The sequence below is a fragment of the Cyanobium sp. T1G-Tous genome (assembly GCF_024345455.1).
Taxonomy (GTDB): Bacteria; Cyanobacteriota; Cyanobacteriia; order PCC-6307; family Cyanobiaceae; genus Cyanobium_A.
Genome location: NZ_JAGQBD010000006.1, coordinates 47,812 through 73,225, shown reverse-complemented (window position 1 = coordinate 73,225; position 25,414 = coordinate 47,812). Strand labels below are relative to the sequence as shown.

Below are 25,414 nucleotides of genomic sequence, written 5' to 3'. Positions count from 1 at the left end.
ATGGGCGGGGAGCTTCTCGGCTAGCAGCACTCAGCCCAGCAGGTGGCCCAAGCCTGTGCGAGCGAAGCTTGTAGCGCCGAGGCCGATGAAGCGATGGGCCCACCAAAACACGCCCACGGCAATGGCAATGCCCAGCTGGGCTGGCCGTAGAAATTCGCTGGGGACCAGCTGCTGGTGGCCGGTCAATATCGCCCTAAAGGGAAGGATCGAGGTGCTAGCCCTCAGCTCCTCAAAGGCGCTACCGAAGCGCTTGGCCAGGCGGCGGTCGCCGTTCCACACCGCAAATAGGTGGTGGGCGATCAAGCCGATGCAGGTGGCCACCATGAAGCTGCTGCCGATCCAGAGCAGGTGGGTGGCGCACCAGAGGACCTGGCCCACGGCTTGTGGATGGCGGCTTATGCGGATGATGCCGGTGGCATAAAGCCGCACCTGGGGCTTGAGCACCGCCGGGATTTCCAGCAGGTTGTAGGTGGCTGGATAAAGAAACAAAAAGCTGATCGCGGTGCCGGCCCACACCACGGGCACGATCCAGGGCTGGTCCTGGAGATTCCAAAGGCGCACCCCGTCGTAGCGATGGGCGAGGAAGTAGCCGATCACCACCACGGCTGAGGGGATGCTCACCGCGGCAAACAGCAGCCGCCAGGCCCGCTCGCCAATTTTTGCTGCGCCCCACACCCGCAGCGAAGCTCCGCCGCTGTGAATGACGGCGAAAGCCAGCAACAGGCCGAGCATTACCCAGCTGCTGTGGTGCGAAGAGCTGGGGGGCACGGGCCGGATGGGGAGTTGTGAAGCTCTCGATTCTCGCTGCCAGGCTTCCCCCCTAGAGTTTTGAACTCGCCAGCTGGCAGGCTCCGGCCGATCCAGGCAACCCAATGGCAGACCTGCCTTTTACTCTTGATCAGCTCCGCATCCTGCGGGCCATCGCCTCTGAGGGGAGCTTCAAGAAGGCCGCAGACAGCCTTTATGTGACTCAGCCAGCGGTGAGCCTGCAGATTCAGAATCTGGAGAAGCAGCTCAGCGTCAGCCTGTTTGATCGGGGCGGGCGCAAGGCCCAGCTCACCGAGGCAGGCCACCTGCTGCTCAGCTACTGCGACCGAATCCTGAGCCAGTGTCAGGAGGCCTGCCGGGCTTTAGAAGACCTGCACAACCTGCGCGGCGGCTCGCTCATCGTTGGCGCTAGCCAGACCACCGGCACCTATCTAATGCCGCGAATGATTGGTCTGTTTCGGCAGAAGTATCCCGAAGTGGCGGTTCAATTGCAGGTGCACAGCACCCGCCGCACCGGCTGGAGCGTGGCCAATGGTCAGGTGGATCTGGCGATCATCGGCGGCGAGCTTCCAACGGAGCTTTGTGAGCTGCTGCAGGTGGTGCCCTACGCCAGCGATGAGTTGGCCCTGGTTCTGCCGGTGAAGCATCCGCTGGCCCGCCTGCCCGAGCTCACTAAAGACGACCTCTACCGGCTGGGTTTTGTCTGCCTTGATGCCCAGTCGACCACCCGCAAGATGGTCGACCAGCTGCTGGCCCGCTCCGGCTTGGATGTGGGCCGGCTCAAGATTGAGATGGAACTCAATTCCTTTGAGGCGATCAAAAACGCCGTTCAGTCGGGGCTTGGGGCCGCCTTCCTGCCGGTGGTCTCAATTGAGCGGGAGCTCTCGGCTGGCAGCCTGCATCGCCCCCAGGTGGCCGACCTGCTCGTGCGCCGCCAGCTGAAGCTGATCACCCATCCAGCCCGCTATTGCTCCCGGGCCGCCGATGCCTTCCGCAAGGAGGTGCTGCCCGTGTTTGCCAGCCCCGATAGCCCCCTGCGCCGGCCGTTGCAGCAGCAGGAGGCCCTTACTCAGAACTGATCTGGTTCAAAATTAATTTGATTCAGAATTGATCAGTTTCAGAATTGATCGGCTTCAGGGGTGACGCCCACCGTGTCATCAGCTACTCCCTTCGTTAGGAATTTGTTTTGGCTGGTGTCTGTTTGGTAGACGCAGCGCACGATTGGCTTGTCTTTGACTGAGCCGATGTAGGCGAAGGTGTTCATGCGCTGCTTGCACTGGCGCATCTGTTCGTTGGTTACGGCTCCTTCCTTCTGCAACACGCTCCAGTTTTCCCGGCGGATAACGCAGCCGGCCTTGAGCTCCGGCTGGGTCACGAAGCTGGAGCTGGGGTTCATGGTGGTGTAGAGCTCCACGTCCATCACGAAGGCACTGGCGCCCCACTGGCGGCAGAACTCCGGATCGGGCACCGCCATGTCGAGCTGCTGGCTACTGGCGATGTTGCCCTGGTCGCCCTGGGTGGTGCTGGAGATGGCGGTGCCGATGCCGATGCCCACCACCAGCACCCCAGCCAGGATCGCCAGGGTGCCCACGTTGAACTGAAAGGGGCCTGTGCCGCCAGGACCACTTCCGCCAGAGCCACTGCCGCCCGGGCCGCCTTTATTGCCGCCCCCGGCAGGCCGCCTGGGCTCATTGCGACGACCGCCCCGCTCATAGGCATCCTCTGCGTAACGCCCTCCGGGTGAACGCCCCTCATCTGGGCGCTCACCGGCGTAGCGATCTGAGCTGTAGCGGGAGCGGCTCACAGGCTTTCGGTGCTGCGGGGTAGGCCCATTGAGTAGTTGAGTACCCGGGCATCCGGGTTGTAGCGAAGCTCGCCGGCCTGGAGCAGCTGGCGAATTAGCCCTTCCAGCTCCGAACCGATCTGGCGCAGGTTGTATTCAGTGAGGTCGGCGCCGGCTTGGGCGGCCACCAGCTCGCGGAAGTGGTCTTGCACCTTGGCCAGCACCGGGGCGTCCCAGAGAAACTCGTTGTCGGGATCCACATCCATGGTGAGCTGGCTGGGATCAGCCAGCAGGTTGCCGTCCTCCACTCGGGCGGTGAACAGCCGCACGTGGCGGGTGGTGGACTTCAGCAAGGTCTCTGCAGGGCGGGATTCGGCAGGGAGTGAGTCGGCCATGGGGAGTGGATTGCGAGCACCCAATGCATCAACTCTAGAAACCCCCCCCCAGCCGCAGGGGTCAGGCGCCCCCTTTAAGGTTGCATCTGGATTTTTGAAAGGGGCTATGCGCGTCGTCATTGCCGGAGCAGGGCTAGCCGGGCTGTCGTGCGCCAAGTACCTCTGTGATGCCGGCCATACGCCGGTGGTGGTGGAAGCCCGCGACGTGCTGGGCGGCAAGGTGGCGGCCTGGCAGGACGAAGACGGCGACTGGTATGAGACCGGTTTGCACATCTTTTTCGGCGCTTACCGCAACATGCGCCAGTTGTTTAAGGAGCTGGATATCGAAGACCGTCTGCAGTGGAAAAGCCACTCGATGATCTTCAACCAAATGGAGACGCCAGGCACCTACAGCCGCTTTGACTTCCCCGACATCCCAGCCCCTTTCAATGGTTTGGCGGCCATCCTCAGCAATAACGACCTGCTCACCTGGCCCGAGAAGATTGCCTTCGGCATGGGCTTGGTGCCTGCAATTTTGCGCGGCCAGCAGTATGTAGAAGAATGCGATAAGTATTCCTGGACTGAGTGGCTGAGGCTGCACAACATTCCCGAGCGGGTCAATGACGAGGTATTCATCGCCATGGCCAAGGCGCTGAACTTCATTGATCCCGATGAAATTTCCAGCACGGTGGTGCTCACTGCCCTAAATCGCTTCCTGCAGGAGGGTGATGGCTCCAAGATGGCCTTCCTTGATGGCAACCCACCGCAGCGGTTGTGCCAGCCGATCGTCGATTACGTCGAGGCCCGTGGCGGGGAAGTTCACCTAAATTCCCCGTTGCGCCAGATCGAGCTCAATGCCGACGGCACGGTGAAGGCTTTCCAGATTGGTGGCATCAAGGGCCAGGAGCCCCGCACCCTCACGGCCGACGCCTATGTGAGCGCCATGCCCGTTGATCCTTTCAAGCTGCTGCTGCCTGAGGCTTGGAAGGAGATTCCCTATTTCAAGAAGCTCGACGGCCTCAATGGGGTGCCGGTGATCAATATTCACCTCTGGTTTGATCGCAAGCTCACCGAGATCGACCACCTGCTGTTCAGCCGTAGCCCGCTGCTGAGCGTGTATGCCGATATGAGTAATACTTGCAAGGAATACGAGGATCCGGAGCGCTCGATGCTGGAGCTGGTATTTGCCCCAGCCAAAGACTGGATTGGTCGCTCTGACGAGGACATCGTGGCGGCCACGATGGAGGAGCTCAAGCGCCTGTTCCCGATGCACTTCACCGGCAACGACCAAGCCACGCTGCGCAAGTCGATCGTGGTCAAAACACCACTGTCGGTTTACAAAACCGTGCCTGGCTGCCAGCAACTGCGGCCCGATCAGGCCTCACCGATCCCAAACTTCTTCCTGGCCGGTTGCTACACCATGCAGCGCTACCTGGCCTCAATGGAGGGGGCGGTGCTGAGCGGTAAACAGTGTGCCCAGGCGATTAGCCGGTGAAAGGTCAGCATAGCGAGAAAGAGTTCAACCCTAGATTGATTGAGAAGCGTATCCAGCGCAACACCCTTGCCTGGTTTCTGCTTGTTGCAACCATGCTGATTGGGGCTGGAAGCTACAGCTTTCTCCGCCTGCGCAGCGCCATCGAGAGTGATGTGGAAGAGCGGGTTCGCAATGTGGCTGATGGACTCCTTGTTAATCTTCGCATTACTGACTCTACTTATCGCTTGCTGGTAACTGCTGCGATCAATATGTTGCAGGATAAGTCTTTGGACATTGGCGAGCCTCGCCTTTTGCGTGGCTATGCATATCCCAGCTCTTTGCCAGCAGGTCAAAGGGTTCCCCAGCTTCTCTTCGGTGATGAGGTTGTTGCAGAGAGGCCGTCTATTGTTGAACAAGTTACGCGTCGTGCTGGCGGCACCGCCACAGTATTTGTCCGTCAAGGTGATAACTTCGTTCGACTCATTACTAGCGTTAAGGACGCAAGTGGTCGGATCGCTGTAGGAACGCGTCTTGACCCCAAGGGTGTTGCTTATAAACAGCTTATCGAGGGTCGAGCTTATGTTGGCCCTGCGGAAGTGCTTGGCAGACCCTTCTATACGTCGTATAAGCCAATTTTTTCCAGTGATGGTGCTTTGATTGGTGCCTGGTATGCCGGATATCCGATTGAGACAGTTGAAGATATGTCGCAAGCCGTTGGCAAAACGCGAATTCTTTCTAATGGATTTGTTGTTCTTGTTGATCGCGCTGGAAGGCCCCGTTTCCAGACTCAAGGTGTGGAAGCTTCGGCTGTTAAGGCTGTGCTTTCTCGTTATGACTACTCGGGCCCCGAAGTTCAGCATCAGCAGGGGGGGTATGAGGTCAGGCGTAGGGCATTTTTGCCGTGGAATTTTAACATTTTAACTGTAAAATATCGGGCCGATATCGATCGGTTGGCCCTCCAGTTGGCTTGGGGAATTTTAGGCTTTTTGGCATTCATGATTTTGGCTGTTTTGGCCCTTTCATGGATATATGCTCAAAAATTGTCGAAAGCTTTGATCGCCGGAGAAGTGGCTCGCAGGCAGGCAGAGTCCGAGCACTTGGCGGCGGCCTTGGCCCGGGATGAAGCCCAGCAGGCGAACCACAGCAAGAGTGCCTTCTTGGCAAACATGAGCCATGAGTTGCGTACCCCTATGAACGCAATTATTGGCTACAGCGAGATGTTGATCGAGGAGGCGGATGAGCTTGAGCCGGACGATTTTGTGCCTGATCTGCAAAAGATTCTGGCAGCCGGAAAGCACTTGCTCGGCCTAATTAATGATGTTCTTGATCTTTCTAAGATCGAAGCTGGCAAAGCCACCCTCTATCTCGAGGATTTTACGGTAGCTTCTATCGTCGATGACGTTCTTGCCACAGTAAAGCCCTTGATTGCCAAAAATGGCAATCATCTCGACCTCAGTCTTCAGGCCGGGCTTGGTGACATGCGCTCTGATGTCACCAAAGTGCGCCAATGTCTGCTCAACCTGCTCAGCAACGCTGCCAAATTCACGGAGCGAGGCACCATTTCGCTGCGGGTCACGGCATCGGCCCCTGGTGAGGTGATTGCCTTTGCTGTTTCCGACACCGGCATCGGTATGACCCCTGAGCAGCTGGGAAGGGTGTTCGAGAGTTTCAGCCAAGCTGATGACAGCACCACCCGTAAATACGGTGGCACGGGGCTGGGCTTGTCCATCAGCCGTCAATTCAGTCATTTGATGGGTGGAGATATCACGGTGCTCAGTAGCATCGGTGAGGGCAGCACTTTCACCCTGTCCTTACCTCGCCGGGTGAACGATCCAGATGCGCCTATGCAGGCCGCCCCGGCCAGCTCCGGGGCCCGTCGGCCTGCCGGTGCTCTGCCACCGCCGGTGGCAGCGCGAGCCACGGTTTTGGTGATTGACGATGATCCATCTGTGCGCGACCTAGCGGGGCGCTCGCTAGTGCATGAGGGGTATGCGGTGCATACGGCGGCCAGCGGCGAAGAGGGGCTGGCCCTTGCCCGGCAATGGCGGCCCGATGTGATCACCCTCGACGTGATGATGCCCGGCATGGATGGCTGGAGAGTGCTTCAGCAGCTCAAGGCCGATCCGGAACTCGCCTCCATTCCGGTGGTGATGATGTCGATGCTCGATGCCGACGATCTGGCTCACACCATGGGTGCCGCAGCCAGCGTCAGTAAACCTGTGGCGGCCGGGCAGCTCAATGCCCTCTTGGCCCAGATCGTGGCTTCCTATCCGAGTGACGACTCCCGCCTGCTCGTGGTGGAGGACGAACCCGCCAATGCCGATCTGTTGCGCCGAATGCTGGAGAAGCAGGGCTGGCAAGTGGAGCATGCCACCAACGGCCTGGAGGCCCTGTCAATCGTGGCCCAGCGGAGGCCACGATTGATCCTGCTTGATTTGATGATGCCGGGAATGGATGGCATCGCCTTTCTGGAGCAGCTGCGTCGCAATCCGTTGGCGGACAACATCCCCGTGCTGGTGGTTACGGCCAAAACTCTGAGCGCTGAAGATCTGGCCCAGTTGAATGGCCGCGTCAGCGAGGTGATGACCAAGGGCACCTTCACTGCCGTCTCCTTGGCTGAGCAGATCAATGCGATCCTGGGACCACGGACATGAGACAACGGCAATAGCGATGGTTCGGGTTCTGCTTGTCGAAGACAACGAGATGAACCGCGACATGCTGTCGCGGCGCCTCAGCCGTAAGGGGTATGAGGTGTCTGTCGCAGTCGATGGGGCTGCGGCTCTGCAGGCTGCTGCTACCGATCTCCCCGCCCTAATCCTCATGGACATGAGTCTGCCCGTGATGGATGGCTGGGAAGCCACGCGCCGGATCAAGGCCGATGCCGCAACGGCGGCCATTCCGGTGATTGGTCTTACCGCCCATGCCATGGAGGGGGATCGGGAGAAGTGCCTGGCCGCCGGCTGCGACGACTACGACACCAAGCCGGTGGATCTGCCGCGCCTGCTGGAGAAGATGCGCAACCAGCTCTCCCGTGTGGGCATTCAGCTCGAGACGTGATGGCAAGCAGCCCCGATCCACTGGCTAATCTCCGCCACGACCTCTGCACCCCAATCAACCAGATCCTGGGTTACAGCGAATTGGTTGAGGAGGTGCTAGCCGAAGGCGAGGCTGCTGATCCCGCAGACTTGCACAAGATTCAGCAGGCAGCCCGCACCATGCTGGCGCTGGTGCGTACCCGCCTCACCGCCGCGGTTTTGGACCCGACTGCCGCAGTGGCAGCCATCCCCGTCGAGGTGATCGGAGCTGACAAAGAGTCTCCAACCCCCCGACAGGAGCTTCAGGCCATTCGGCCAGGGCGCATTTTGGCTGTTGATGATGATCCTCTCAACCTCGATCTGCTGGCCCAGCGCTTGAGTCGTCAGGGCCACGTGGTCTCTACGGCAGTTGATGGTGAGGACGCTCTGCAACGGGCAAAGGAGCGGCCGTTTGACCTGGTGTTGCTCGACGTGATGATGCCGAAGCTTGATGGCTACGGCACCTTGGCCCGGCTAAAGGCTGACGAGCAGCTGCGCTCGATTCCAGTGATCATGATCAGCGCTCTCGATGAGCTATCGAGCGTGGTGCGCTGCATCGAAGCTGGTGCTGAGGACTATTTGCCGAAACCTTTTAATCCCACTTTGCTGCGCGCCCGCATTGCGGCTTGCCTGGAAAAAAAGGCTCTTCACGACCAGGAACTGGGGTTGTACAACAGCCTTGTGCAGAGCCAGCGGCAGCTCGATCGTGAACTTATAACCGCCCACCGATTTGTGGCTGGCCTTGATCCTGCGACGCGCAGCGACCCGCAGTTCCAACCGTTGTTGGCGGCATTTGCACGCATGACCTCTGCCGTTTCTCGTCGTGAAACCGACTTGCGAGCCACCATCAGCGACCTCGAGATTCAGATCAATCGGCAGGCGCTCACCAGTCAGGTGAAGACGATCGTTGCTGACCCGACTTTTTCCGCACTTAGTGAGCGGGCCAAGGCGATGCGTGCCCGCCGCCAGGGACAAGGGATTGAGCGATCGTGACCTCGCTCTGCCAGCATGGACAACGATTTCGCGGTGGCGCCTTGCTTCCCAGCCTCGAGCAGGCCTACGAGGAGTGTCGGCAGGAGACGGCCCACTGGGCCAAGACCTTCTATTTGGGCACGTTGCTGATGCCGCCCGAGAAGCGGCGGGCGATTTGGGCGATATACGTGTGGTGCCGGCGCACCGATGAATTGATGGATAGTGCCGAGGCCCAGGCTCGTCCTGAAAGTGAGCTCTCAGCTCGGCTCAATCGTTGGGAGCAGCGAACCCGCGCTCTTTTTGCGGGCCACGTGCAGGACGGTCTTGACTTGGTGATGCGCGACACGATCGAGCGCTTTCCCCAACCCCTGCAGCCCTATCTCGACATGATTGAGGGGCAGCGGATGGACCTTCGCTGCCACCGCTACGCCAGCTTCGAAGACCTCAAGCTCTACTGCTATCGGGTTGCCGGCACGGTGGGCTTGATGACCCAGGAGGTGATGGGGCTAGATCCTGCCTACACCACGGCTCCATGGAGCGATGTGCCAGACACCACAGACGCGGCGGTGGCTCTAGGGATCGCCAATCAGCTCACCAATATCCTGCGGGATGTGGGCGAAGATCGTGCCCGTGGGCGCATTTATCTCCCCCTGGAGGACCTTGAGCGTTTTAATTACACTGAACACCAGCTCATGGCTGGTGTGGTTAATGATCATTGGCGGGCTTTGATGCGTTTCCAGGTTGAACGTGCCAGAGATTGGTTCGCACGCTCAGAAGCTGGTGTGCGTTGGCTTTCGCCGGATGCTCGCTGGCCCGTGTGGGCTTCTTTGCGGCTTTATCGAGGCATTCTAGATGTGATCGAACAGCATAATTACGACGTCTTCAATCACCGAGCTTTTGTGCCCCGCGCCGGTAAGTTGCTCGACCTCCCCTTCTCATTCGTGATTGCACAGGCCCGATGAGAGATTCGCGGACTCGTTTCTTGTCTATCTGCTATCAGATGGGTGGTGTAGGCGTTGTGTCTGTATTGATGACACAGGTTGTGTTTGCAGCACCCCAGCAGGACCAGTTTTCCCCTCTGCCCACAACCAAGACCGTCGAAAGCCTTGGCTCAGGCTGGCCTGTTGGCCAGACCAAGCCGATTGGAATGATGGGCTCAATTCCTGCCGAGCAGTTGGCTGCCCTGGAGATGGCAACGGCAGTTGAGCTTGCTGATCAGCGCAACCCGGTGGTGCGCCAAAGCTATGAGGAGCTTGTTGCCACCCAGAACAGCCTGGGATCGGCTTACGCCACCTGGTGGCCAGTGGTGAATGCCAGCATCACTGGCGGCATGTATGGCGAGCGGGCCTATTACAACTATGTGGGAGCTCTAACCGGCGTGGGAGCTCCGCCAACCAATCCCCCTTCCCCCTACGCAGACCAAACGTCGTTTAGCAGTAGTTATTTTCAGAGTGTTGCTCAGTTCGACATTAACTGGAATATTTTTGACCCTGCCCGGACACCTACTATTTGGCAGAATAAGTATTTGGTTAGGCAGGCTGTCGATGCATTTGTGATCTCTCGTCGTGATAATCGCCTCAAAACCGAAGAGGCTTTCATTAATCTGCAGCAGGCTAGTTCGAGAATTGTGACTGGTCGTGTGTTGGTTGCTAACGATCAAGTGCTGCTACGCCTCGCCCAGTCCAGGGTGCGATTAGGCGTTGCTTCCAAGCTCGATCTCGCCAAGCAGACGACAGTTCTCAAAACCGATCAGGTGAACTTGGTGGATGCGAAACGTGCCGTTCAAGAAGCCCAGGCTGATCTGGCGGAGCTGCTTGACACACTAGATGCCTCCGTGATCAACCCTGCTGTGCCACTTGCTCCCCTAGGCAGCTGGACCTCCGGGCTAGAGGAGACGATCCAGGCCGCCATGAGTTACCGCAAGGTGATTGAGCAGCAGCTCAGTGAGGTCAAAATCAATCAGGCTCAGGCAAAGATTGAATTAGCCGTATATCAGCCCACGATTGCTTTGGTCAATTCGCTCTATTGGACCAAGGGTGTCGGTTATACCGGGCTGGGGCCTCCCTACGTGCAAGATGCCCGCAGCGACTTCTGGAATGCCACGTCGTTGCTCCAGGTCACCTTCACTGGTTTTGATGGAGGGCAGGCGCGTATGAGTGCGGCTGCGGCGATGCGGCGTGGCAAGGCTGCCGAGGCCCAGGTGCAACAGGCTGTAAACCAGGTTAGGCGTGAGGTGCAGACATACTTCGCCCAGTCGCAGCAAGGCCGTCAGGCGGTTCTCCTCAGTGCTGAGCGGGTGACTTCGGCCAGTGACGCGCTCCGCTTGCAGACCCTTCGCTTTAATGCTGGCTATGGAAATGTCACGGATGTTGTTCAGGCCCAGCAAGATCTCACCCAGTCTGTAAGTGATTATATCGATCAACTTGCTAGCTACAATGTTGCTCTGCTAAGCCTCGCTCGAGCGAGTGGCTTGAGTTATCAGCAAGATGATCAGCTCATACGTGAAGTAGGCAACCCTCTTGATCGCCTCCGCTTGCCGAACCTACTTGCTGGTCGCAGCTGACTGCGCATCCTTGGCAGTGGGTAAAGCCTCCAGCAGGGTTTACAATAGTGAGACTTGGCAGAACGGATAGACATGGCCCAAATCCTTGCGGTTCATTCGTTTCGAGGTGGTACAGGTAAGTCCAACATCACGGCAAATCTAGCTGTCGCCCTTGCGCTTAAAGGCAAGAAAGTGGCCATCTTTGATACTGATCTGGCATCGCCAGGTGTGCATGTGCTGTTTGGTTTCACGCCCCAGGATGGCCAAGCGACATTGAATGATCATCTCCAGGGTGATGCGCCAATCCGCACTTGCGCCCATGATGTTTCGCCTGAGCCGGTCAGAAAAGCTAAGGGACGCATTTGGCTGGTCCCTGCTTCTATGGAAAGTGACCGTATTGCACGGCTACTCCGCGAGGGTTACAAGGTTGAGCGCTTGAATGATGCCTTGTTTGCTCTTAGCGACGACCTTGACCTGGACGTGGTCATTGTTGATACGCATCCTGGCATTAATGAGGAGACCCTGTTGTCAACAGCCATCGCCGATTGTCTGGTGATGGTTATGCGTCCGGATGCGCAAGATTATCTTGGAACAGCGGTGGCGATTGAGGTGGCCGAGCGCTTGGATGTGCCGGCGATTCGGATCGCGGTGAATAAGCTACCCGGGCATTTTGATCTTGAGCAGGTCCGCGAACGCGTCGCTTCCAGTTATGGAGTGCCGATCGGTGCCCTGTTGCCGTTAAGTGAAGACCTGCTTAATTTGGCAAGCGGAGGCCTTGCTGTCCTCCATTACCCCAGTCATGCATGGAGTGCAGGTGTGAAGGACTTGGCCGACCAGCTCTCTGCGATGACCGAAACATGATCCTTGTCAAAGGTCGGCTGCAGGGGGGGTGGCGGTCGAGGTCATGACACTTCCTGAGGTTCCTCTTTCGATGGCAGTTCTCCTGAACCTCGAGCCTCCTCAGCTGCGCCGGCTTCTCAAGCAGGGCTTGCGTCGTGGATTGCTTCAGGCTGAGCTTGAGCAGCTACTTCATGCCGATTGGCAGCTGGATAAAGACAGTTCTGAAGCGAGGGACCTTCTTGCTTCTCTTGCGGGCAGGGGATGGTTTCTCTGGCACCCGGAAACGAAGTGCTGGAAAACTCATCTCGGTTGATATCTTTCCCCATTTGCTTCACCTCCCTATCTAGCTAATGATCCTTCTTAATACCTGGTATGCCGTGGCACTGGCCTCTCGTCTTAAGGAGGATGAGCCACTGGGGGTCAACCTGCACGGGACGTCCCTTGTGCTCTGGCGGGATACGGCTGGCGCGCTTACAGCTGTTCTTGATCGCTGTCCGCATAAAGGAGCTTCTTTGTCGCGTGGTTGCGTCAGTGATGGCAAGCTCCGTTGCGGTTACCACGGTTGGAGTTTTAGCAGCGAAGGTCGCTGTGTGGAAATTCCTGCCAATCGTGAAGGTATGGCGATTCCTCGTCGTGCCCATCGGGTTCGTTATCCATGCCAAGAAGCGCACGGATTCTTATGGTTATGGTGGCATGAACAGTCAGATCTTGATATCGAAGCTGTGCCAGCTTTGCCACCTATTAACCATGTCCCTGAAGCAGATGATCCAGCTTGGCGCAGCATGGAGGGGGAAACATTTTGGTCGGCCCACTGGATTCGAATTTTGGAAGGATTTATCGACCTCACCCATGTGCCTTTCGTCCACAAGGGCACCTTTGGTGGGGCTGCAGCAGATCAGTTGTATCCAAGTGCAGAAGAGGCGACAACGGATAGTCTCTATGCCTTGATTGATACCCCAAGAGACCCTAAATACCGCTCCGAGCAAGGCAACTTAATTGGCCGTCTCAAAAATACCCTGTTTGGCTCCAAGAACAATGACTCCGGCGCTCCGGCAGGATCGCAGCATCTGCATCTCTGGTTGGCCAATTTCCTGCTAATTCGTGTGGTTTTTAAGGATTTCTCGATATATCTTTGTCTGGTACCCGTGCCTTTGGGGGATGGACGCACCCATCTACTTTGGCGACATTTCCGTTCTTTCCTAAAGAGCCCCCTAGCGGATGGTGTCGCTCTCAAGCGTGTTCTCCGCTTCTTAGAGGAGGATCGTTATATAGTCGAATCCGTGGAACCATTCGATCCAGATCTTGATGGGCGCGTCGATTTGCTTTTGGCGAGTGATTCGATGACAATTGGCCTTCGACGCTTGCTCAGGGAAAAACGTGACGCTAACCTCGTACGCTAATTATCAGTCCTTCTCCGATGGCATCGGTATCAGGAACCAAAGGGGGAGCCGTCTCAACTGAGATGCTTCCAATCGAAGCCATTGATCACGTGGCCTTGACCGTCTCTGATCCGGTCCGTTCGATCCGCTGGTACCAAGACACCTTTTGTTTCACCGAAGCTCGTATGGAGGGGCTTGCTGAGGGGCCGCCTTTCATCCTGCGCGTTGTAGGAAATTCTTACTTGAATCTCTTCCCAGCAGACCAAGGCTCGGTGGAGCCCTCGCCTGGCCACAACACCATTGCCATGCGTCACTTGGCTTTTCGAATTGCTTTTGACGCCATTGATTCAGTCCAGGCCAGATTGGAAGCTAAAGGTCACGATGTAAAGAGCTTTCAGTATGGTCCGCGTTGTCGTTCCTTATTTCTAGGCGATCCTGACGGGCATCAGATTGAGTTAATCGCTTACGCCGAAGGTGTATTTGTAGACTGAGACCGAAATCTGGACATTATCAGCAAGGCGGCAGCTAGGAATACGACTGCGGCCTGAAGTTGGAAGGTTAGGCGAAACCCGCTATAGGTGTAAATCTGTCCAGCTGCAAGCGGGCCCAGCAGACTAGTCAGGCTTACACATGACTGGGTAAGGCCCCCTAATATCCCCTGCTGTCTCTCATTGACAGCAGTGGAAAGAAGGGTGCGGAGCCCTGGTGTGCTGAGGCCTACACCGGTAGCAAAGACAAGCTGGGTCAGGTATAGATAGCTGCCTTGTTTGATGGCGGAAACGCCTAGTAGTGCTATGCCTACTAACAGTAATCCCGCCTCGGCCAGATCTTTGGCTCTGTATTTGAGTAGTAGCTTCGGGAGTATTCCTCCTTGGACTAAGACAACGATGACCCCGACAAAGCACAACAGTAGGCCTGATGCTTGTGGCCCCCAGCCGAAACGACGGCTTACGTCCACGACGAATATGCTGGTGAAGCTAGAGAATCCTAGATAAAATAGAAAATATATTGCCAACATCTGACGCAGCTTTCCATGTGCTCCGGTCCACCACCTCAGCGGCTCGGGCTTTTGGTCAAGTCCAGCTTGGGGCGTGAGAGTCTCAGGAAGTACAAATAAAACCAGCAATAAATTGATCAGAGTAAGTGCAGCAGCCACAAAGAAAGCTGCCCTTGGGCTATAAGAGCCAATAAGTCCGCCTAGGGCTGGCCCGAATACAAAACCCAGGCCTAGAGCTGCACCCAAGGCTCCAAAGCTAACGGTTCTGGCGTTTGAGTCTTCGTTGCGATCAGCCACCATTGCTTGAGCTAAAGCGAATATGGCGGCTGTTCCCCCCTTGATCGCTTGAAAAAGCATCAGCAGGCCCAGAGTGCCTGATAGCCCAGATCCCAGCAGTGCCAGGCTGCCGATGCTCACTGCACCTATCATCAGAGGTTTGCGGCCCCAGCGATCGGATAGACGACCAATCAACGGAGCGCCGATTAATTGGCAGCCTGCGTATAGGGCACTCACTTGGGTCACGGTGATCGCATTGAGGCTTCCAGTCAGGTCTGCCACCAAAAACGGCAAGACTGGTGCCAGTAGGCCGAAGGAGCCGGTGTCTACGGCAACAACAAGGCACAGGATGAGCAGTGAACGACGATTCATTCAGGGATTTGGTTCAGGATTTTCAACAGAATGGGATTAACGCGTTCCGGTGCTTCGTCGTGCGGGCAATGACCAAGCCCAGGTAATACCTCAAGGCTTTGCACGCAGCTATATGCACTCCAGCGACGAGCTTCGCTCACCGGTTCCCACGGATCCATTTCGCCCCAGATCATGTGTACAGGCGTCTGGAGGTTCTCCAGAATGTCAGGTGCTAAACGGTCATTGAAGAGATTTGCAAAGCCGTGGAAGGCTTCATCGGCACCAGGCAGTTGGGTTGGTTGCACCAGAGCTGTCACCAGTTGATCGTCCACGTTGGCACCGCTTGGGTAAGCAGCCCCCAGCACCCGTCGAATCACCCCGGGTTGACTGAGCTGGCTAAACAGCAGCCTGGTTAGCCAGCGTTGGCGGATCAGGCCCTTGAGTAGGGGGCGACCGAATTTTCGCAGCTGTGGTTGTTCATCCAGACGCTTGTCATCTATGGCCCGCTGGGCACAGTCCACCAGTACAACGCGCCTGGCCGGCTGTCCGGCTTCCTCAAGGAGTTGGGCTACTCGGAGTGCCACTACGCCACCTATCGAGTTACCGACCAGGGTCACGGGCATCTTCACTTCTGAGGCAATGAAGGCCACCACTTGTGTCGCCCAGAGATCAATCCCATAGCGGCAGGAACCGCTTTCTTCCGGTTCATCTTCAAGCCTGGCTCGAGGCTTGCTACTGGCGCCGAAGCCCAGCAGGTCCAGCGCGAAAATCGTGTGGTGTCTAGCCAGGGGGCCGATGTTGTGTCTCCAGTGTTCCTTGCAGGCGCCGAAGCCGTGCACGAGGATCACAGCCTCCGGTTCGGAAGGCGTCATAGCCGGGGAACTCTCGGCTGCGCAAATGACGTAGCTCACCAGCTCGTCTCGCCATTGCCACTGGCGCCCCCAAGCATGAGGGAAGGGAAGGCTGTTGGTCATGGGTGGAGTTCCTCTGCAGCTTCTAGAGACCACGGCTGCACACGTCCATCCTCGATTCTCCAGATTCTGTCAGCATCCTTCAGCAAGCGAAGATCGTGAGTCACTAACAACACAGCGCTCTGACGTCGACGACAGAGAGATCCGAGCAGTTCAACCACGTCTTGTCCTGATTGACTATCAAGGGAAGCTGTTGGTTCGTCCGCCAGGATCAAATCGGGTTCCGGTGCCAGGGCACGTGCAATGGCCACCCGCTGTCGTTGACCTCCTGAGAGCTCATCTGGGTAGTGGTTTAGTCGATGTCCAAGACCTACGGCTTCAAGCAGGTCCTGGGCACGTTTGCGCCGTTGTCCGCTGTCTTTTTCGCTCAGTTGAAGCAGCAGTTGAACGTTTTGAAGCACTGTGAGGGAGGCTACAAGGTTGTGGCTTTGAAAGATGAAGCCGATTCGCCGTCGCACAGCTTTTCGTTGCTGTTCGCTGGATCCATAGAGCTCTTGACCAAGCACTTTGAGAGAGCCTGCTTCAACGGAGCGTAGAGCTCCTACTAGTGTCAGCAGGGTGCTTTTACCGCTCCCGGATGGACCGACTAGAAGGGTGATTTCGCCTGCCTGGACTTCAAAATCCAAGCCGTGCAAAATCTGGCTGCGTAGCTCGCCCTGTCCATAACTGTGGCTGAGCTCTTTCGTGACGATGACGGGTTTTGGCCTGTTTTCGGTCATGACGTTTTAGAAGACCGAGGCTGGATCAGCATCGGCCAGTTTTCGGATTGCGATTGCCGCCGATGCAGCGCAGACCCCAAGGGTAAGGGCGCCAACTAGGAGTGTTTTATCAGCCGTCATGACGATTCTGATCCCTGAAGCTGAAGTTAAAAATGCGTACATTCCGGCACTGGCAATTGTAGCCGGTATAAACGCTGAAACGGCTAGGATTATTGCTTCTTGGACAACTATAAGAAGCAAGAATGCGTCGCTGAAGCCCATTGCTTTAAGGGTGGCGTATTCCTTGAGGTGATCGGTCACATCAGTGTACAGAACCTGGTAAACCACGACTCCGCCGACCATTATTCCCATGAATGTCCCGAATCCAAAGATAATGCCAAACGAGGAGGAGGTATTCCAATAGTTGCGCTCCTGGCTGATCAGCTCTGGCTTGGTCAGAACCTGTAATTCATTGCCATATATCTTGCTCAGGAACTCTTTGATTCGTGGAAGATCTTTCTGTTGACTGAGGCGGAGAACTCCAAGGGATATCTCCCCTTGATTGATTTGTCTAAAGGCAAGGTTGATTGCTGTGCTGTCGCTACTTATTAGATTGCTGTCGGCTGCAAAAATTGAACCCAGTTTAAAGAGGCCTACGACTCGAAAGGTTTTTGAAAAGTCTGAGAGAAGCATATCTTGATTGCCTTGCCGTTTGACCTCCGCGGCAACAGGTCCGGTATTGCGATTGCCGCGGGCATCGAAGAGGACATAATTGGGGATGCGGATCTTATCAATTTGCGAGTTGACTTCAGGCAGGTTCAGCAGTCGACTGCCTGGATCGAAGCCGATTAGGCGAAGGCTTGTGGGCTTAACCCCCTTCAGGCGCTGGGCATTGATGTTGGCAACGTAGACCGGGATCCCTTCTGCGACTCCTTCTACGCCTAGGGCTTTGTAAAGAAGGGATTGGGGGAACTGTTGGAAGCTTCCACTGTTGACCGTGCCTGGGCTGATCAGGATGAGATCACCGTCGATCGCTTCATAGAAGGTGGTTGCACTGTTCAATAGGCCCGACTGGAATCCGAGTTGCATATACATCAGCAACGCGGCAAAGCCGATTCCCGCAACGGCCACGAGGTAGCGGATTGGTTGCCGCTTGAGCTGTAACCAGGCCAGGGGGAGATCTGCCAGGTTGATGCCGCCTGGTAGCAGGCGGCTCATGGGCGGGAAAAGCGCACGATCACGTTCAGGCCACTGAGACGTTCCACCTTGCGGCGTTCCTTTGGATCAAGGTCCAGTTTGACGAGCACCACCCGGGCGTTCACGTCGTTGTTGCCACTGATGGCAAAAAGATCTCGTTCTGAGACCTGGCTGATGATTGAGGCCACTGTGGCCCTGATCGGCTCCTTGAAACCACCGGTCTCGGCAGTCACCACAGCGCTCTGGCCGATTCGTATTCGGTTCACATCGGTCTGGAAGATCTGGGCCCATGCCTGCATGCGGTCTGTTCGACCGAGCAAGGCGAGTCCTTGGTCTGTTTCTTTCATCCCTGGCCAGCTGTAAATCTGGATCAGAGACCCATTCAGTGGTGAGCGAACCTCCGCGGCCTGCAGCTGGGTCTCCGCCTTAGCAACAGCAGCCTTCCCAGATTCGATGTCAGCGCGTTTGCTGATCACATTGGACTGCACTTCGCCGAGTTCCTGTTCGGAGATGCCGCCATCGCGAAAGAGCTCCCGTGCCCTGCCTTGACTGAAGACCAGGCTGGGAAGCAGCGCCTGCGAGGCGCGGAGCTGGGCCTTGGCTTCCACCACAGAGGCCTGTAGCTGTTGCCAGCTGCTTAACCGAACCAGTATCTGCTGCTTTCTCACGGCATCGCCTTCTGCGGCGAACCAGCGATCAACCACCTCGCTGCCACCAACGCTTCCTGCTGGGATCGAGAGATTGACGAGGCCTCCTTCCGGCGTGAGTCGCCCGAGACCAGTAACTTCCCTGACCACAGCGGGCTGGGGCTTGGGCGCTGGCTTGGGGCGAAGCTTCTGCCAGCCAAAGAGCCCTACCCCGGTAAGGGCGATGGCAATGAGCCAGGGACGGCTTCGGCGTAACAATGACCCATCCCTCATCGGGCTCGAGGCTGCCATCGGGATTGGCGGATAGAAGCACTTTAAGGGCTTGCCTCCCGTATCATGCGTCGATCTCTGAACTAAGTCGGTAATGCGCCGCGTCACCGTTCCTGTTGGCGACTACATCTATCGGGTTGATGATCCAAGTCAGAGTATCTTCTTGGTCAGATCTGGCAAAGTTGAGCTCACCACCCCCTACCCCGAAACGGGCGAAGGCATTGACGCATCGCGTGGCCCTGGCCATGTGTTTGGAGAAGTTGAGGTGATAGACGGGCGCAGTCGTACCTCCAATGCGCGAGCAGCAACCGCGGCTGAATTAATGCAGATCGATCGGGAAGAGCTCATGGAAATTCTTTACGAGCGGCCTGAGAAAAGCTTGATTCTTGGAAAAAGTACTTTTGAGAGGCTTAAGGAACTGTTTAGCGAAGAATCGCTGGATTCGGAACTTGCTCGGCTCAGGGAAGAGATGGAGTTGAGTGTCCGCAATGCGGTTGTGGCCCACGAGTCTCGAGTTGTAAAAAGCCATAATGGAATGGCTGCCATTGCGGTGCCAATCATTTTGATGCTGGCCTTAGCGGTCGGAGCGTATTGGTTTTTTCACCGGGGCTGATTTAACTCAATTCATCTAATAGAGCAATTAATCATGCGTAATCAGCCAAGTCCTGAAGAAAAGGCCAAAGCTTTTGAGTCATTCCGAAATGAGGTCGCCAAGGTAGTTGATCGAGGAATGGATGACCATGAGTCAAAGATGACCAAAATGGGTTTTATGTTTTTGGGAATCTTTGTTGGTGTCATTGCTTTGGCAGCGTTACTCCCTTGATGTCAAGTCCAATCCCTCTTGGCGAATGGGTTTTGGAGTGCATCACTGCATTGGGTTCAATTTGAGGCTGATTTGATCCACTCCAGCAGAATTGAATTCACCAGCTCAGGTGCTTCGTCGTGGGGGCAGTGCCCTAGCCCCGGCAGCACGCGTAGATCCTGAATACATGAGTATTGCTCTGCCCAGCGGCGGGCCTCGGCTGGATCCTCCCAGGGATCGGCTTCCCCCCAGATCATGCGTACAGGCAGCGGGGGGGTAGCGGCGCTGAGGTCGGCCAGCAGCTCGGGGGCCAAGTGGTCGTTAAACAGGTTGACGAAGCCGCGAAAGCTTTCCGTAGCTCCTTTATCGGTGCTGGGCCGGTGCAGCAGAGCTACCAGCTCGTCGTCGATGTGGGCGCCACTTGGGTAGGCCCGTGCCAGCACGCTGCGAATGAAGGCCGGCTGGGCCAGTAGGCGAAACAGGGGCACGATCACCCAGCGCTGCCGCACCAGCTGCTTCACAAGGGGGCGACTGGTGCGCTCCCAGCCAGGCAGCTGGGCCGCCCGCTTGTCGTCGAGGGTGCGCTGGGCGCAGTCGATCAGGATCACCTGAAAGGGAGGGAAACCCTCTGCCAGGAGCAACCGGGCGGCGGTGAGGGCCACCATCGCGCCTATGGAGTTGCCCACCAGGTGCACGCGGGGGGGCTCTGGGCCGCTGCCAGATTCAGCCAGAAGCAGCTGCCGCACCGCATCGGCGACCTGGCGGCCCCAGAGGTCGAAGCAGTACTGAACAGCGCCACGCCTTGACGGCTCTTGAGCTAATTGGGAGCCAGGCTTATCGCTGGCTCCAAAACCCAGTAGGTCGAGGGCGAGCACCCTGGCATGGGGAGCGAGGGCCGGCAGGTTGTGGCGCCAGTGGCCCACTGACGCCCCAAAGCCATGGATAAGCACAACCCGGTCGGTGCTGCTGGGCGACCCCGTTGCAAGCAAGTGGATCCGATGCCCCTGCCAGTTCCAGTGGCTGGAGATCGGATTCGTATCAGTAAGTGCTTGGCTCAGACAGCAGCCTTCTGGTTAGAAAGCAGGTCCTTGAGCTTGGCCAGTTCGCCGGCCCAGCGGGGATCGGGAGCTTCGCTATCGACGTTGTCGGCGTGGACAACCTTGTTGACGGCCTTGCGGGCAGCGGTGGGAGCAGCGCCGCCGGGGCGACGCTCGCCAGGGGCTGGGCTGCGGCTGTCCTTGCGCTCGGAGATTTCGATGCGCATGGCATTGCCGCCGAAATCCTTGCCGTTGAGCTGCTCGATCACCGTTTCGGCAGTCTTTTGATCTTCAACGTTGGCAAAGCCGAAACCGCGGCAAGCGCCGGTGTCGCGGTCGTTGACTGCCTTGAAGCGCACTCCTTCACCCACGGCACTGAACAGAGCTTCGAGCTCCTTGGCATCAAAGGTCTGCGGCAGGTTGCCGACGTAGAGGCGGATGCTCATGGGGAAGGGGGAAAAAACTTTCTGCAGGCGAGGAGAAGCCTCTCGATGCGCCTTTGCATCAGAAAGTTAATCATGCCGCCGGTCAGCGCCTCCCTCTTTTTGTTGCTCATGCCCGTGTTGCTGCCACCAGCTTTGTGCCGCAGCCAGCACTTCTGCGCGGGCTTCAGCATGGGCCTCAGGCCCTGCAGCCAGGCGCCCGAAGGCGCGCTCGAGCGTCAGGTGTGCGAGCAGCCGCCCCAGCAGGCGCCCTGGGGGAATCCCCAGCTCCTGCTGCAGGCTGAGGCCATCTAGGGGCGGCGCTGGATGGAACAGGGGGTCGCTTGGCAGGCGCCAGCGCTCCAGCAGGCCTGCTGCCGACTGGGGCAGCAGCAGCAGCAGGGCGGGCAGATTGGCCTCCAATTCGCTGCATAGGGCCAGCTGTCCAGCCTCCGGCAGCCCATCCCAGCCACCCACTGAGCCCAGCTCCTGGCGCCAGTGGCGCAGGGCCCGGCAGCGTTGTTGCAGGCGCCGGCTGCTGTGCAGGCCGGCCATGGCTTCGGGGGGCAGCAGGGCGGTTAGGCGCGCAAGAGGCAGGGCCCAGGAGATTTCTTCGGCTTGCAGGCCCCGATCCTGGGCTTGATCCAAACCCAGTGTGCTTAGGGCAGCTGCACCCGTCGTAGGGGCATCGGTGGGAGTGGCATCGGCGCCCCAACTGCTTAGTAGGCCGCATTCCAGGGCCAGGGCCAGGCCCGTTTCTCCGCAGGCAGCGCTGGCCAATTTCTCCAGCTCCGCCAGCACCCGTTCGCCGGCTACCCCTGCGAGCTGGTTGGCATGGGATTCAATCCAGCGGCGGCTGGTGGGGTCTAGTTCAAAGTTCAGGCAGCAGGCCAGGCGGATGCCCCGCAGCAGGCGCAGGGGGTCGGCGAGCAGATTTGCTTCGCTCACCGCCACCAGCTGGCGGTTGCCCAGGTGGCTGAGACCGCCGGTGGGGTCCACCAGGACTGCCGCGGCGGCGCCGGCGGCGGGCAGGGGCAGGGCGATGGCGTTGATTGTGTAGTCCCGGCGCCCCAGGTCCGCTTCCAGGCTGGAACCTTCCTGGCGGGCCAGGTCGAGGCTCCAGGCCCCCAGCACCAACCGGGCGATGCTGCGCTCCGCATCCAGCACCACGCAGGTGCCGCCATGGTCCCTGGCCAGCTGCCGGGTCAGGGCTAGGGCATCTCCAGGTACCACTACGTCCAGGTCTGGCTGGCGCTCGAGGCACCCCAGCAGGCCATCGCGCACGGCGCCCCCCACCAGGGCCGTGCCAGGCGGCAGGGCTTCTCGGGGAAGGGGCCAGGGCTCGGCCAGCAAGCGCTGCCACAGCTCTTCTGCCACCTCGCCAGCGGGGCGGTGAGCCGTCACAATAGGTTTCTGGCTCAGCCTGGGCAGCATGTGCATCTGCGTGGATTGCCACTGGGTCGACCGCTGTCAGGCCTACCACGCGGTGGAGCGCCAGCACGGTGCACCCCACCTCTGCCTGGAGCCCGATCTCAGCCCGACCGAGCCCCGCATTCACGTGGAGGTTCAGGATCTTCCGGCAGGCGGGGTGGGAGTGGAGTGGGACGTGCGCGCCTGCGGCAGTTTTCAGCGGGATGTGGGCCGCTGGCAGCGTCTCTGTCCAGGCGCAGCCCTGCCGCGATGAGGACAAGCTGATGGCTGCCGTTTTGGCCTTGCACAGCTCCAGTGAGGTGCTCGGCGTAGGAGTCCGCTGGCTCGACGAACCAAGCGCTTTGGCGGGCAGCACTGTGGTGCGCGCCTTTCCCCTTGGCCGCGAGCTCTCCAATCAGCTGTTCAGCTGCATTGAACAGCTATTGCCCGCTGAGCAGTGGCCCCAGCTCAGACGCCTGGCGGTGGCCACTGGTCCAGGCGGGTTCACCGGCACCCGGCTCACGGTGGTGCTGGCCCGCACCCTGGCCCAGCAGTTGCAGTTGCCCCTCGACGGGGTGGGCAGCTTTTTGCTGGTGGCCCGGCGGCTGGGGATTTGCGAGCCAACCTGGTTGGTGCAGGAGCTGCCGCGCCGCGGCGTGGTGGCTGGGCTTTATGCCCCTGCTGGCCCAGATCGCGCCATCATCGAGTTGCAGGCGCCCCGGCTGTTTGCCCCAGATACGCCTTTGCCGCCGGGTCCCCAGCTGTCCGCCGCGCCCCTGCTGCCCAACGACGTTGAGCAATTGCTTGAGCTGAGCGTGCAGGCGGCAGATCAGGGCCTGGCAGCGCCCTGGCAGCCCGTGTTGCCCTCGTACCCCACTTCGCCGGTGGCGGGCCTCTGATGGTGTCCCAGCCCGATCCGCTGCAGCGCCCTCACCTTCGCCGCGTTCAGGGGCGCTCCCGCAAGCGGCGCTCTCGCCGGCCTCGCCCCGGCCACTGGGGGCTTTTGGCACTGCTGCTGGCTGGTGGTTTTCTTTGGCTGTCGCGCGGTTGGTGGTGGCCGGCGCCCCCGCCAGCCCAGATGATCCTGGTGCTGGGCGGCGATCTGGCGCGGGAGCGGGAGGCTGCTGCTTTGGCGGCCCGCCGGGGGTTGCCGGTGGTGGTGAGTGGCGGCAGTAATCCTGAATATGCCCAATGGTTGTTTGAGCAACGCCAGGGCTTGCCGTCCCACCAGGTGCAGCTCGACTACCGAGCTCGCGACACCCTTTCCAATTTCACCTCCCTAGTTGACGATCTGCGCCAGGCCCGCATCCGCCACGCCCTGCTGGTCACCAGCAGTGACCACATGGACCGGGCACTGCTGGTGGGAAGGATTGTGGCCGGCAGCCGCGGCATCCACCTCACTCCGGTGCCAGTTTCGTGTGGTGATAGCTGTCAGCCGGAGGGGCGGCGCAAGGTGTGGGGCGATGGACTCCGGGCTGCCTTGTGGGTGTTGAGTGGCCGAGACCTCAAGGACTGGGCGGCAGCTCGCCTGCCTGGCCGGCTGGGCCCATCTGGCGGCCATTGATCAAACCCTGGTCGAGCAGAGCATTGATCTGGGCCTGACAGGCGGCCGTGGCGATGTCGAGGTCGGCGCGACGCCGCGAGGCCGGCGCTGGAATTGGCGTGCCAATGCGGATGTGAATGGGCAGTAGCCGTGCGCCCGCTTGCCCAGGCCCCAGGGCCCGGTGGCTGTTGATGATCGCCACCGGCAGCAGGGGCACGCCGGCTCGGGCCGCCAGCAGGGCAGCGCCAGCCTGGGGATCATTGACCCGGCCATTGGCCTGGCGGGTGCCGTCGATGAATACGCCCGTGGCCCAACCCTCGAGCAGGCGGTTGGTGGCGGTGCGGATGGCCTCGCGGTCGCTGGCACCACGGGACACCGGGTAGGCGCCGCAGGCCCGGATGATGGCGCCGAGTATCGGCACCCTGAACAGCTCGGCCTTGGCCATGAAGGCCACTGGCCGGCCAAGGGCGTGGCCCAGTAGGGGGGGGTCAAGGTGGGAGCCGTGGTTTGCTACCACCACCAAAGCCCCTTGCCTTGGCACGTTGCCGTTGCCAGCGGTGCGGCCGCGAAACAACAACCGGTAAATCGGAAACACCAGCAGATAGCTGATCAGCCGGTAGGTGAGGCTGGGCCGTGGTGTGCGGATCAGGGCCGGCGGCTGGCTGGATTGGCTCATAGCGCCAGGTCGGCGGCGCTGCTGATCTGGGCGGTTTGGATGCCAGGGCAGCTGCGTTTGATTAGGCCGCTGAGCACGGCTCCAGGTCCAATCTCCACGACGATATCGATGCCCAGAGCCCCAAATTGCGCCATGGTTTCGCGCCAGCGCACGCCGGTGGTCATCTGATGCACCAGGCGGGCCTTGAGCGCGGCTGCGTTGGTTTCTGGGCTGGGATCGGTGTTGCTGAGCACGGGGATCGCCGCATCGGCGAAGGCCACCGATTCCAGCTCGGTGGCAAAGGCGGTGGCGGCTGCCGCCATGAAGGGGGAGTGGAAGGCACCGCTCACGGCCAAGGGAATCGCCCGTTTGCACTTCAAGCTGCTGCTGACGGCTGCCACCGCCTCGGGGCTTCCGGAGAGCACCACCTGGGCGTCGCTGTTGTCGTTGGCAACTACCACTCCTTCGGTGGCTGCCACCAGGTCATCCAGCTCGCTGCGCTCGAAGCCCATCACCGCCGTCATGGCGCCGCCGCCGGCAGCAGCCATCAAGGTGCTGCGGCTTTTCATCAGCTGCAGACCGGTGGCGAAGTCGAACACCCCGGCCACATGCAAGGCGACCAGTTCGCCCAGGCTGTGGCCAGCTACTAGTTGGGGCGCGCGGCCTTGGGCCTGCAGGGCTTCTGCCAGCAGGCTTTCAATCACAAATAGGGCCGGTTGGGTGTTGCGGGTGTCGTTGAGATCGCTTGGATCGCCGCCACCCCCCGTGCCCGAGCAGATCGCCAGCAGGTCACGGCCCAGCAGGGCTGAGGCTTGCTCGAAACGCTCCCGGGCTCCAGGCAGCTGCAGCACCGGCTCTGCCATGCCCACTTTCTGCGAGCCCTGGCCAGGAAACACCCAGGCAATGCACATGCCTTCACCCTCTAACTAAGT

The 25,414-nt window shown here is 59.1% G+C and carries 29 protein-coding genes; 16 read left to right on the top strand and 13 right to left on the bottom strand.

The features are described 5' to 3' along the window. Nucleotides 1–30 precede the first annotated feature (30 nt). On the bottom strand, nucleotides 31–732 hold the full coding sequence (locus tag KBY75_RS05720) for an NnrU family protein (protein ID WP_255023301.1): 702 nt from the start codon (nucleotides 730–732) through the stop codon (nucleotides 31–33). Between the two features lie 140 nt (nucleotides 733–872). On the opposite strand from KBY75_RS05720, the gene KBY75_RS05715 reads away from it, so the two are divergent. Further along, complete coding sequence (locus KBY75_RS05715; protein ID WP_254935567.1) at nucleotides 873–1,847, top strand: LysR family transcriptional regulator; 975 nt, start codon at nucleotides 873–875, stop codon at nucleotides 1,845–1,847. A 38-nt stretch (nucleotides 1,848–1,885) separates the two neighbouring features. Here the strand turns inward: KBY75_RS05715 and KBY75_RS05710 are convergent, their stop codons facing one another. Both KBY75_RS05710 and KBY75_RS05705 read right to left on the bottom strand, forming a co-directional pair. Further along, nucleotides 1,886–2,572: a DUF3172 domain-containing protein gene (locus KBY75_RS05710; RefSeq protein ID WP_255023281.1), complete on the bottom strand. Its 687-nt coding sequence runs from the start codon at nucleotides 2,570–2,572 to the stop codon at nucleotides 1,886–1,888. Further along, nucleotides 2,569–2,946 carry an NAD(P)H-quinone oxidoreductase subunit M gene (locus KBY75_RS05705; protein WP_254935569.1) on the bottom strand — a complete coding sequence of 126 codons (378 nt, stop codon included), beginning with the start codon at nucleotides 2,944–2,946 and terminating at the stop codon, nucleotides 2,569–2,571. The genes KBY75_RS05710 and KBY75_RS05705 overlap by 4 nt, the downstream gene beginning before the upstream one ends. A gap of 106 nt (nucleotides 2,947–3,052) precedes the next feature. Between KBY75_RS05705 and pds the strand changes: the two genes are divergently transcribed. The 10 genes from pds to KBY75_RS05655 all read left to right on the top strand — a co-directional run bounded on the left by pds (nucleotide 3,053) and on the right by KBY75_RS05655 (nucleotide 13,697). Next, nucleotides 3,053–4,420, top strand: a complete 1,368-nt coding sequence (gene pds, locus KBY75_RS05700) for a 15-cis-phytoene desaturase (protein ID WP_255023280.1) — start codon at nucleotides 3,053–3,055, stop codon at nucleotides 4,418–4,420. Then, on the top strand, nucleotides 4,417–7,053 hold the full coding sequence (locus KBY75_RS05695; RefSeq protein ID WP_255023279.1) for a response regulator: 2,637 nt from the start codon (nucleotides 4,417–4,419) through the stop codon (nucleotides 7,051–7,053). The genes pds and KBY75_RS05695 overlap by 4 nt, the downstream gene beginning before the upstream one ends. Nucleotides 7,054–7,069: 16 nt before the next feature. Beyond that, nucleotides 7,070–7,456, top strand: a complete 387-nt coding sequence (locus tag KBY75_RS05690) for a response regulator (RefSeq protein ID WP_255023278.1) — start codon at nucleotides 7,070–7,072, stop codon at nucleotides 7,454–7,456. Beyond that, a complete protein-coding gene (locus KBY75_RS05685) occupies nucleotides 7,456–8,466 on the top strand; it encodes a response regulator (protein WP_255023277.1) in 1,011 nt (336 codons plus the stop codon). The genes KBY75_RS05690 and KBY75_RS05685 overlap by 1 nt, the downstream gene beginning before the upstream one ends. Beyond that, nucleotides 8,463–9,407, top strand: a complete 945-nt coding sequence (locus KBY75_RS05680; protein ID WP_255023276.1) for a phytoene synthase — start codon at nucleotides 8,463–8,465, stop codon at nucleotides 9,405–9,407. Before KBY75_RS05685 ends, KBY75_RS05680 begins: the two co-directional genes overlap by 4 nt. Beyond that, on the top strand, nucleotides 9,404–11,008 hold the full coding sequence (locus KBY75_RS05675) for a TolC family protein (protein ID WP_315859061.1): 1,605 nt from the start codon (nucleotides 9,404–9,406) through the stop codon (nucleotides 11,006–11,008). Before KBY75_RS05680 ends, KBY75_RS05675 begins: the two co-directional genes overlap by 4 nt. 72 nt (nucleotides 11,009–11,080) lie before the next feature. Then, a complete protein-coding gene (locus tag KBY75_RS05670) occupies nucleotides 11,081–11,848 on the top strand; it encodes a MinD/ParA family protein (RefSeq protein WP_255023275.1) in 768 nt (255 codons plus the stop codon). Between the two features lie 28 nt (nucleotides 11,849–11,876). Beyond that, nucleotides 11,877–12,140: a hypothetical protein gene (locus tag KBY75_RS05665; protein WP_255023274.1), complete on the top strand. Its 264-nt coding sequence runs from the start codon at nucleotides 11,877–11,879 to the stop codon at nucleotides 12,138–12,140. 64 nt (nucleotides 12,141–12,204) lie between these two features. Further along, the gene (locus KBY75_RS05660; protein WP_255023273.1) at nucleotides 12,205–13,227 is read left to right on the top strand and encodes an aromatic ring-hydroxylating dioxygenase subunit alpha; all 1,023 of its coding nucleotides are present in this window, start codon (nucleotides 12,205–12,207) and stop codon (nucleotides 13,225–13,227) included. 62 nt (nucleotides 13,228–13,289) lie between these two features. After that, nucleotides 13,290–13,697, top strand: a complete 408-nt coding sequence (locus tag KBY75_RS05655; protein WP_255023272.1) for a VOC family protein — start codon at nucleotides 13,290–13,292, stop codon at nucleotides 13,695–13,697. Here KBY75_RS05655 and KBY75_RS05650 read toward each other — a convergent pair. Genes KBY75_RS05650 through KBY75_RS05630 form a run of 5 tightly spaced genes read right to left on the bottom strand, consistent with a single transcriptional unit; the run spans nucleotide 13,670 to nucleotide 18,601 of the window. After that, nucleotides 13,670–14,851: an MFS transporter gene (locus tag KBY75_RS05650; RefSeq protein ID WP_255023271.1), complete on the bottom strand. Its 1,182-nt coding sequence runs from the start codon at nucleotides 14,849–14,851 to the stop codon at nucleotides 13,670–13,672. The two genes, KBY75_RS05655 and KBY75_RS05650, sit on opposite strands and share 28 nt — an antisense overlap. Then, complete coding sequence (locus KBY75_RS05645) at nucleotides 14,848–15,804, bottom strand: alpha/beta fold hydrolase (RefSeq protein WP_255023270.1); 957 nt, start codon at nucleotides 15,802–15,804, stop codon at nucleotides 14,848–14,850. The genes KBY75_RS05650 and KBY75_RS05645 overlap by 4 nt, the downstream gene beginning before the upstream one ends. Continuing rightward, the gene (locus tag KBY75_RS05640; RefSeq protein ID WP_255023269.1) at nucleotides 15,801–16,520 is read right to left on the bottom strand and encodes an ATP-binding cassette domain-containing protein; all 720 of its coding nucleotides are present in this window, start codon (nucleotides 16,518–16,520) and stop codon (nucleotides 15,801–15,803) included. The genes KBY75_RS05645 and KBY75_RS05640 overlap by 4 nt, the downstream gene beginning before the upstream one ends. 6 nt (nucleotides 16,521–16,526) lie before the next feature. Then, nucleotides 16,527–17,717 (bottom strand): ABC transporter permease DevC, encoded by a 1,191-nt coding sequence (devC, locus tag KBY75_RS05635; protein ID WP_255023268.1) that lies wholly within the window; start codon nucleotides 17,715–17,717, stop codon nucleotides 16,527–16,529. Then, nucleotides 17,714–18,601, bottom strand: coding sequence for an HlyD family efflux transporter periplasmic adaptor subunit (locus KBY75_RS05630; RefSeq protein ID WP_255023267.1), 888 nt, complete (start codon nucleotides 18,599–18,601; stop codon nucleotides 17,714–17,716). The genes devC and KBY75_RS05630 overlap by 4 nt, the downstream gene beginning before the upstream one ends. Before the next feature lie 106 nt (nucleotides 18,602–18,707). Between KBY75_RS05630 and KBY75_RS05625 the strand changes: the two genes are divergently transcribed. Both KBY75_RS05625 and KBY75_RS05620 read left to right on the top strand, forming a co-directional pair. Then, the gene (locus tag KBY75_RS05625) at nucleotides 18,708–19,226 is read left to right on the top strand and encodes a cyclic nucleotide-binding domain-containing protein (protein WP_255023266.1); all 519 of its coding nucleotides are present in this window, start codon (nucleotides 18,708–18,710) and stop codon (nucleotides 19,224–19,226) included. A 33-nt stretch (nucleotides 19,227–19,259) separates the two neighbouring features. Continuing rightward, nucleotides 19,260–19,436: a hypothetical protein gene (locus KBY75_RS05620; RefSeq protein ID WP_255023265.1), complete on the top strand. Its 177-nt coding sequence runs from the start codon at nucleotides 19,260–19,262 to the stop codon at nucleotides 19,434–19,436. Between the two features lie 56 nt (nucleotides 19,437–19,492). Here KBY75_RS05620 and KBY75_RS05615 read toward each other — a convergent pair whose 3' ends face one another. The 3 genes from KBY75_RS05615 to KBY75_RS05605 all read right to left on the bottom strand — a co-directional run bounded on the left by KBY75_RS05615 (nucleotide 19,493) and on the right by KBY75_RS05605 (nucleotide 22,278). Beyond that, complete coding sequence (locus KBY75_RS05615) at nucleotides 19,493–20,404, bottom strand: alpha/beta fold hydrolase (protein WP_255023264.1); 912 nt, start codon at nucleotides 20,402–20,404, stop codon at nucleotides 19,493–19,495. 65 nt (nucleotides 20,405–20,469) lie between these two features. Continuing rightward, nucleotides 20,470–20,898, bottom strand: coding sequence for an RNA-binding protein (locus tag KBY75_RS05610; protein ID WP_254935572.1), 429 nt, complete (start codon nucleotides 20,896–20,898; stop codon nucleotides 20,470–20,472). A gap of 66 nt (nucleotides 20,899–20,964) precedes the next feature. Further along, nucleotides 20,965–22,278: a CCA tRNA nucleotidyltransferase gene (locus KBY75_RS05605; RefSeq protein WP_255023263.1), complete on the bottom strand. Its 1,314-nt coding sequence runs from the start codon at nucleotides 22,276–22,278 to the stop codon at nucleotides 20,965–20,967. 28 nt (nucleotides 22,279–22,306) lie between these two features. Between KBY75_RS05605 and KBY75_RS05600 the strand changes: the two genes are divergently transcribed. Genes KBY75_RS05600 through KBY75_RS05590 form a run of 3 tightly spaced genes read left to right on the top strand, consistent with a single transcriptional unit; the run spans nucleotide 22,307 to nucleotide 23,848 of the window. Then, complete coding sequence (locus KBY75_RS05600; RefSeq protein ID WP_255023262.1) at nucleotides 22,307–22,558, top strand: Ycf34 family protein; 252 nt, start codon at nucleotides 22,307–22,309, stop codon at nucleotides 22,556–22,558. Between the two features lie 10 nt (nucleotides 22,559–22,568). After that, nucleotides 22,569–23,183 carry a tRNA (adenosine(37)-N6)-threonylcarbamoyltransferase complex dimerization subunit type 1 TsaB gene (gene tsaB, locus KBY75_RS05595; RefSeq protein WP_255023261.1) on the top strand — a complete coding sequence of 205 codons (615 nt, stop codon included), beginning with the start codon at nucleotides 22,569–22,571 and terminating at the stop codon, nucleotides 23,181–23,183. Then, complete coding sequence (locus tag KBY75_RS05590) at nucleotides 23,183–23,848, top strand: YdcF family protein (RefSeq protein WP_396098005.1); 666 nt, start codon at nucleotides 23,183–23,185, stop codon at nucleotides 23,846–23,848. Before tsaB ends, KBY75_RS05590 begins: the two co-directional genes overlap by 1 nt. Here the strand turns inward: KBY75_RS05590 and KBY75_RS05585 are convergent. Next, nucleotides 23,790–24,503, bottom strand: a complete 714-nt coding sequence (locus tag KBY75_RS05585) for a 1-acyl-sn-glycerol-3-phosphate acyltransferase (protein WP_254935576.1) — start codon at nucleotides 24,501–24,503, stop codon at nucleotides 23,790–23,792. The genes KBY75_RS05590 and KBY75_RS05585 overlap by 59 nt on opposite strands. After that, a complete protein-coding gene (gene fabD, locus KBY75_RS05580; RefSeq protein WP_255023260.1) occupies nucleotides 24,500–25,393 on the bottom strand; it encodes an ACP S-malonyltransferase in 894 nt (297 codons plus the stop codon). The genes KBY75_RS05585 and fabD overlap by 4 nt, the downstream gene beginning before the upstream one ends. Between the last annotated feature and the right edge of the window lie 21 nt (nucleotides 25,394–25,414).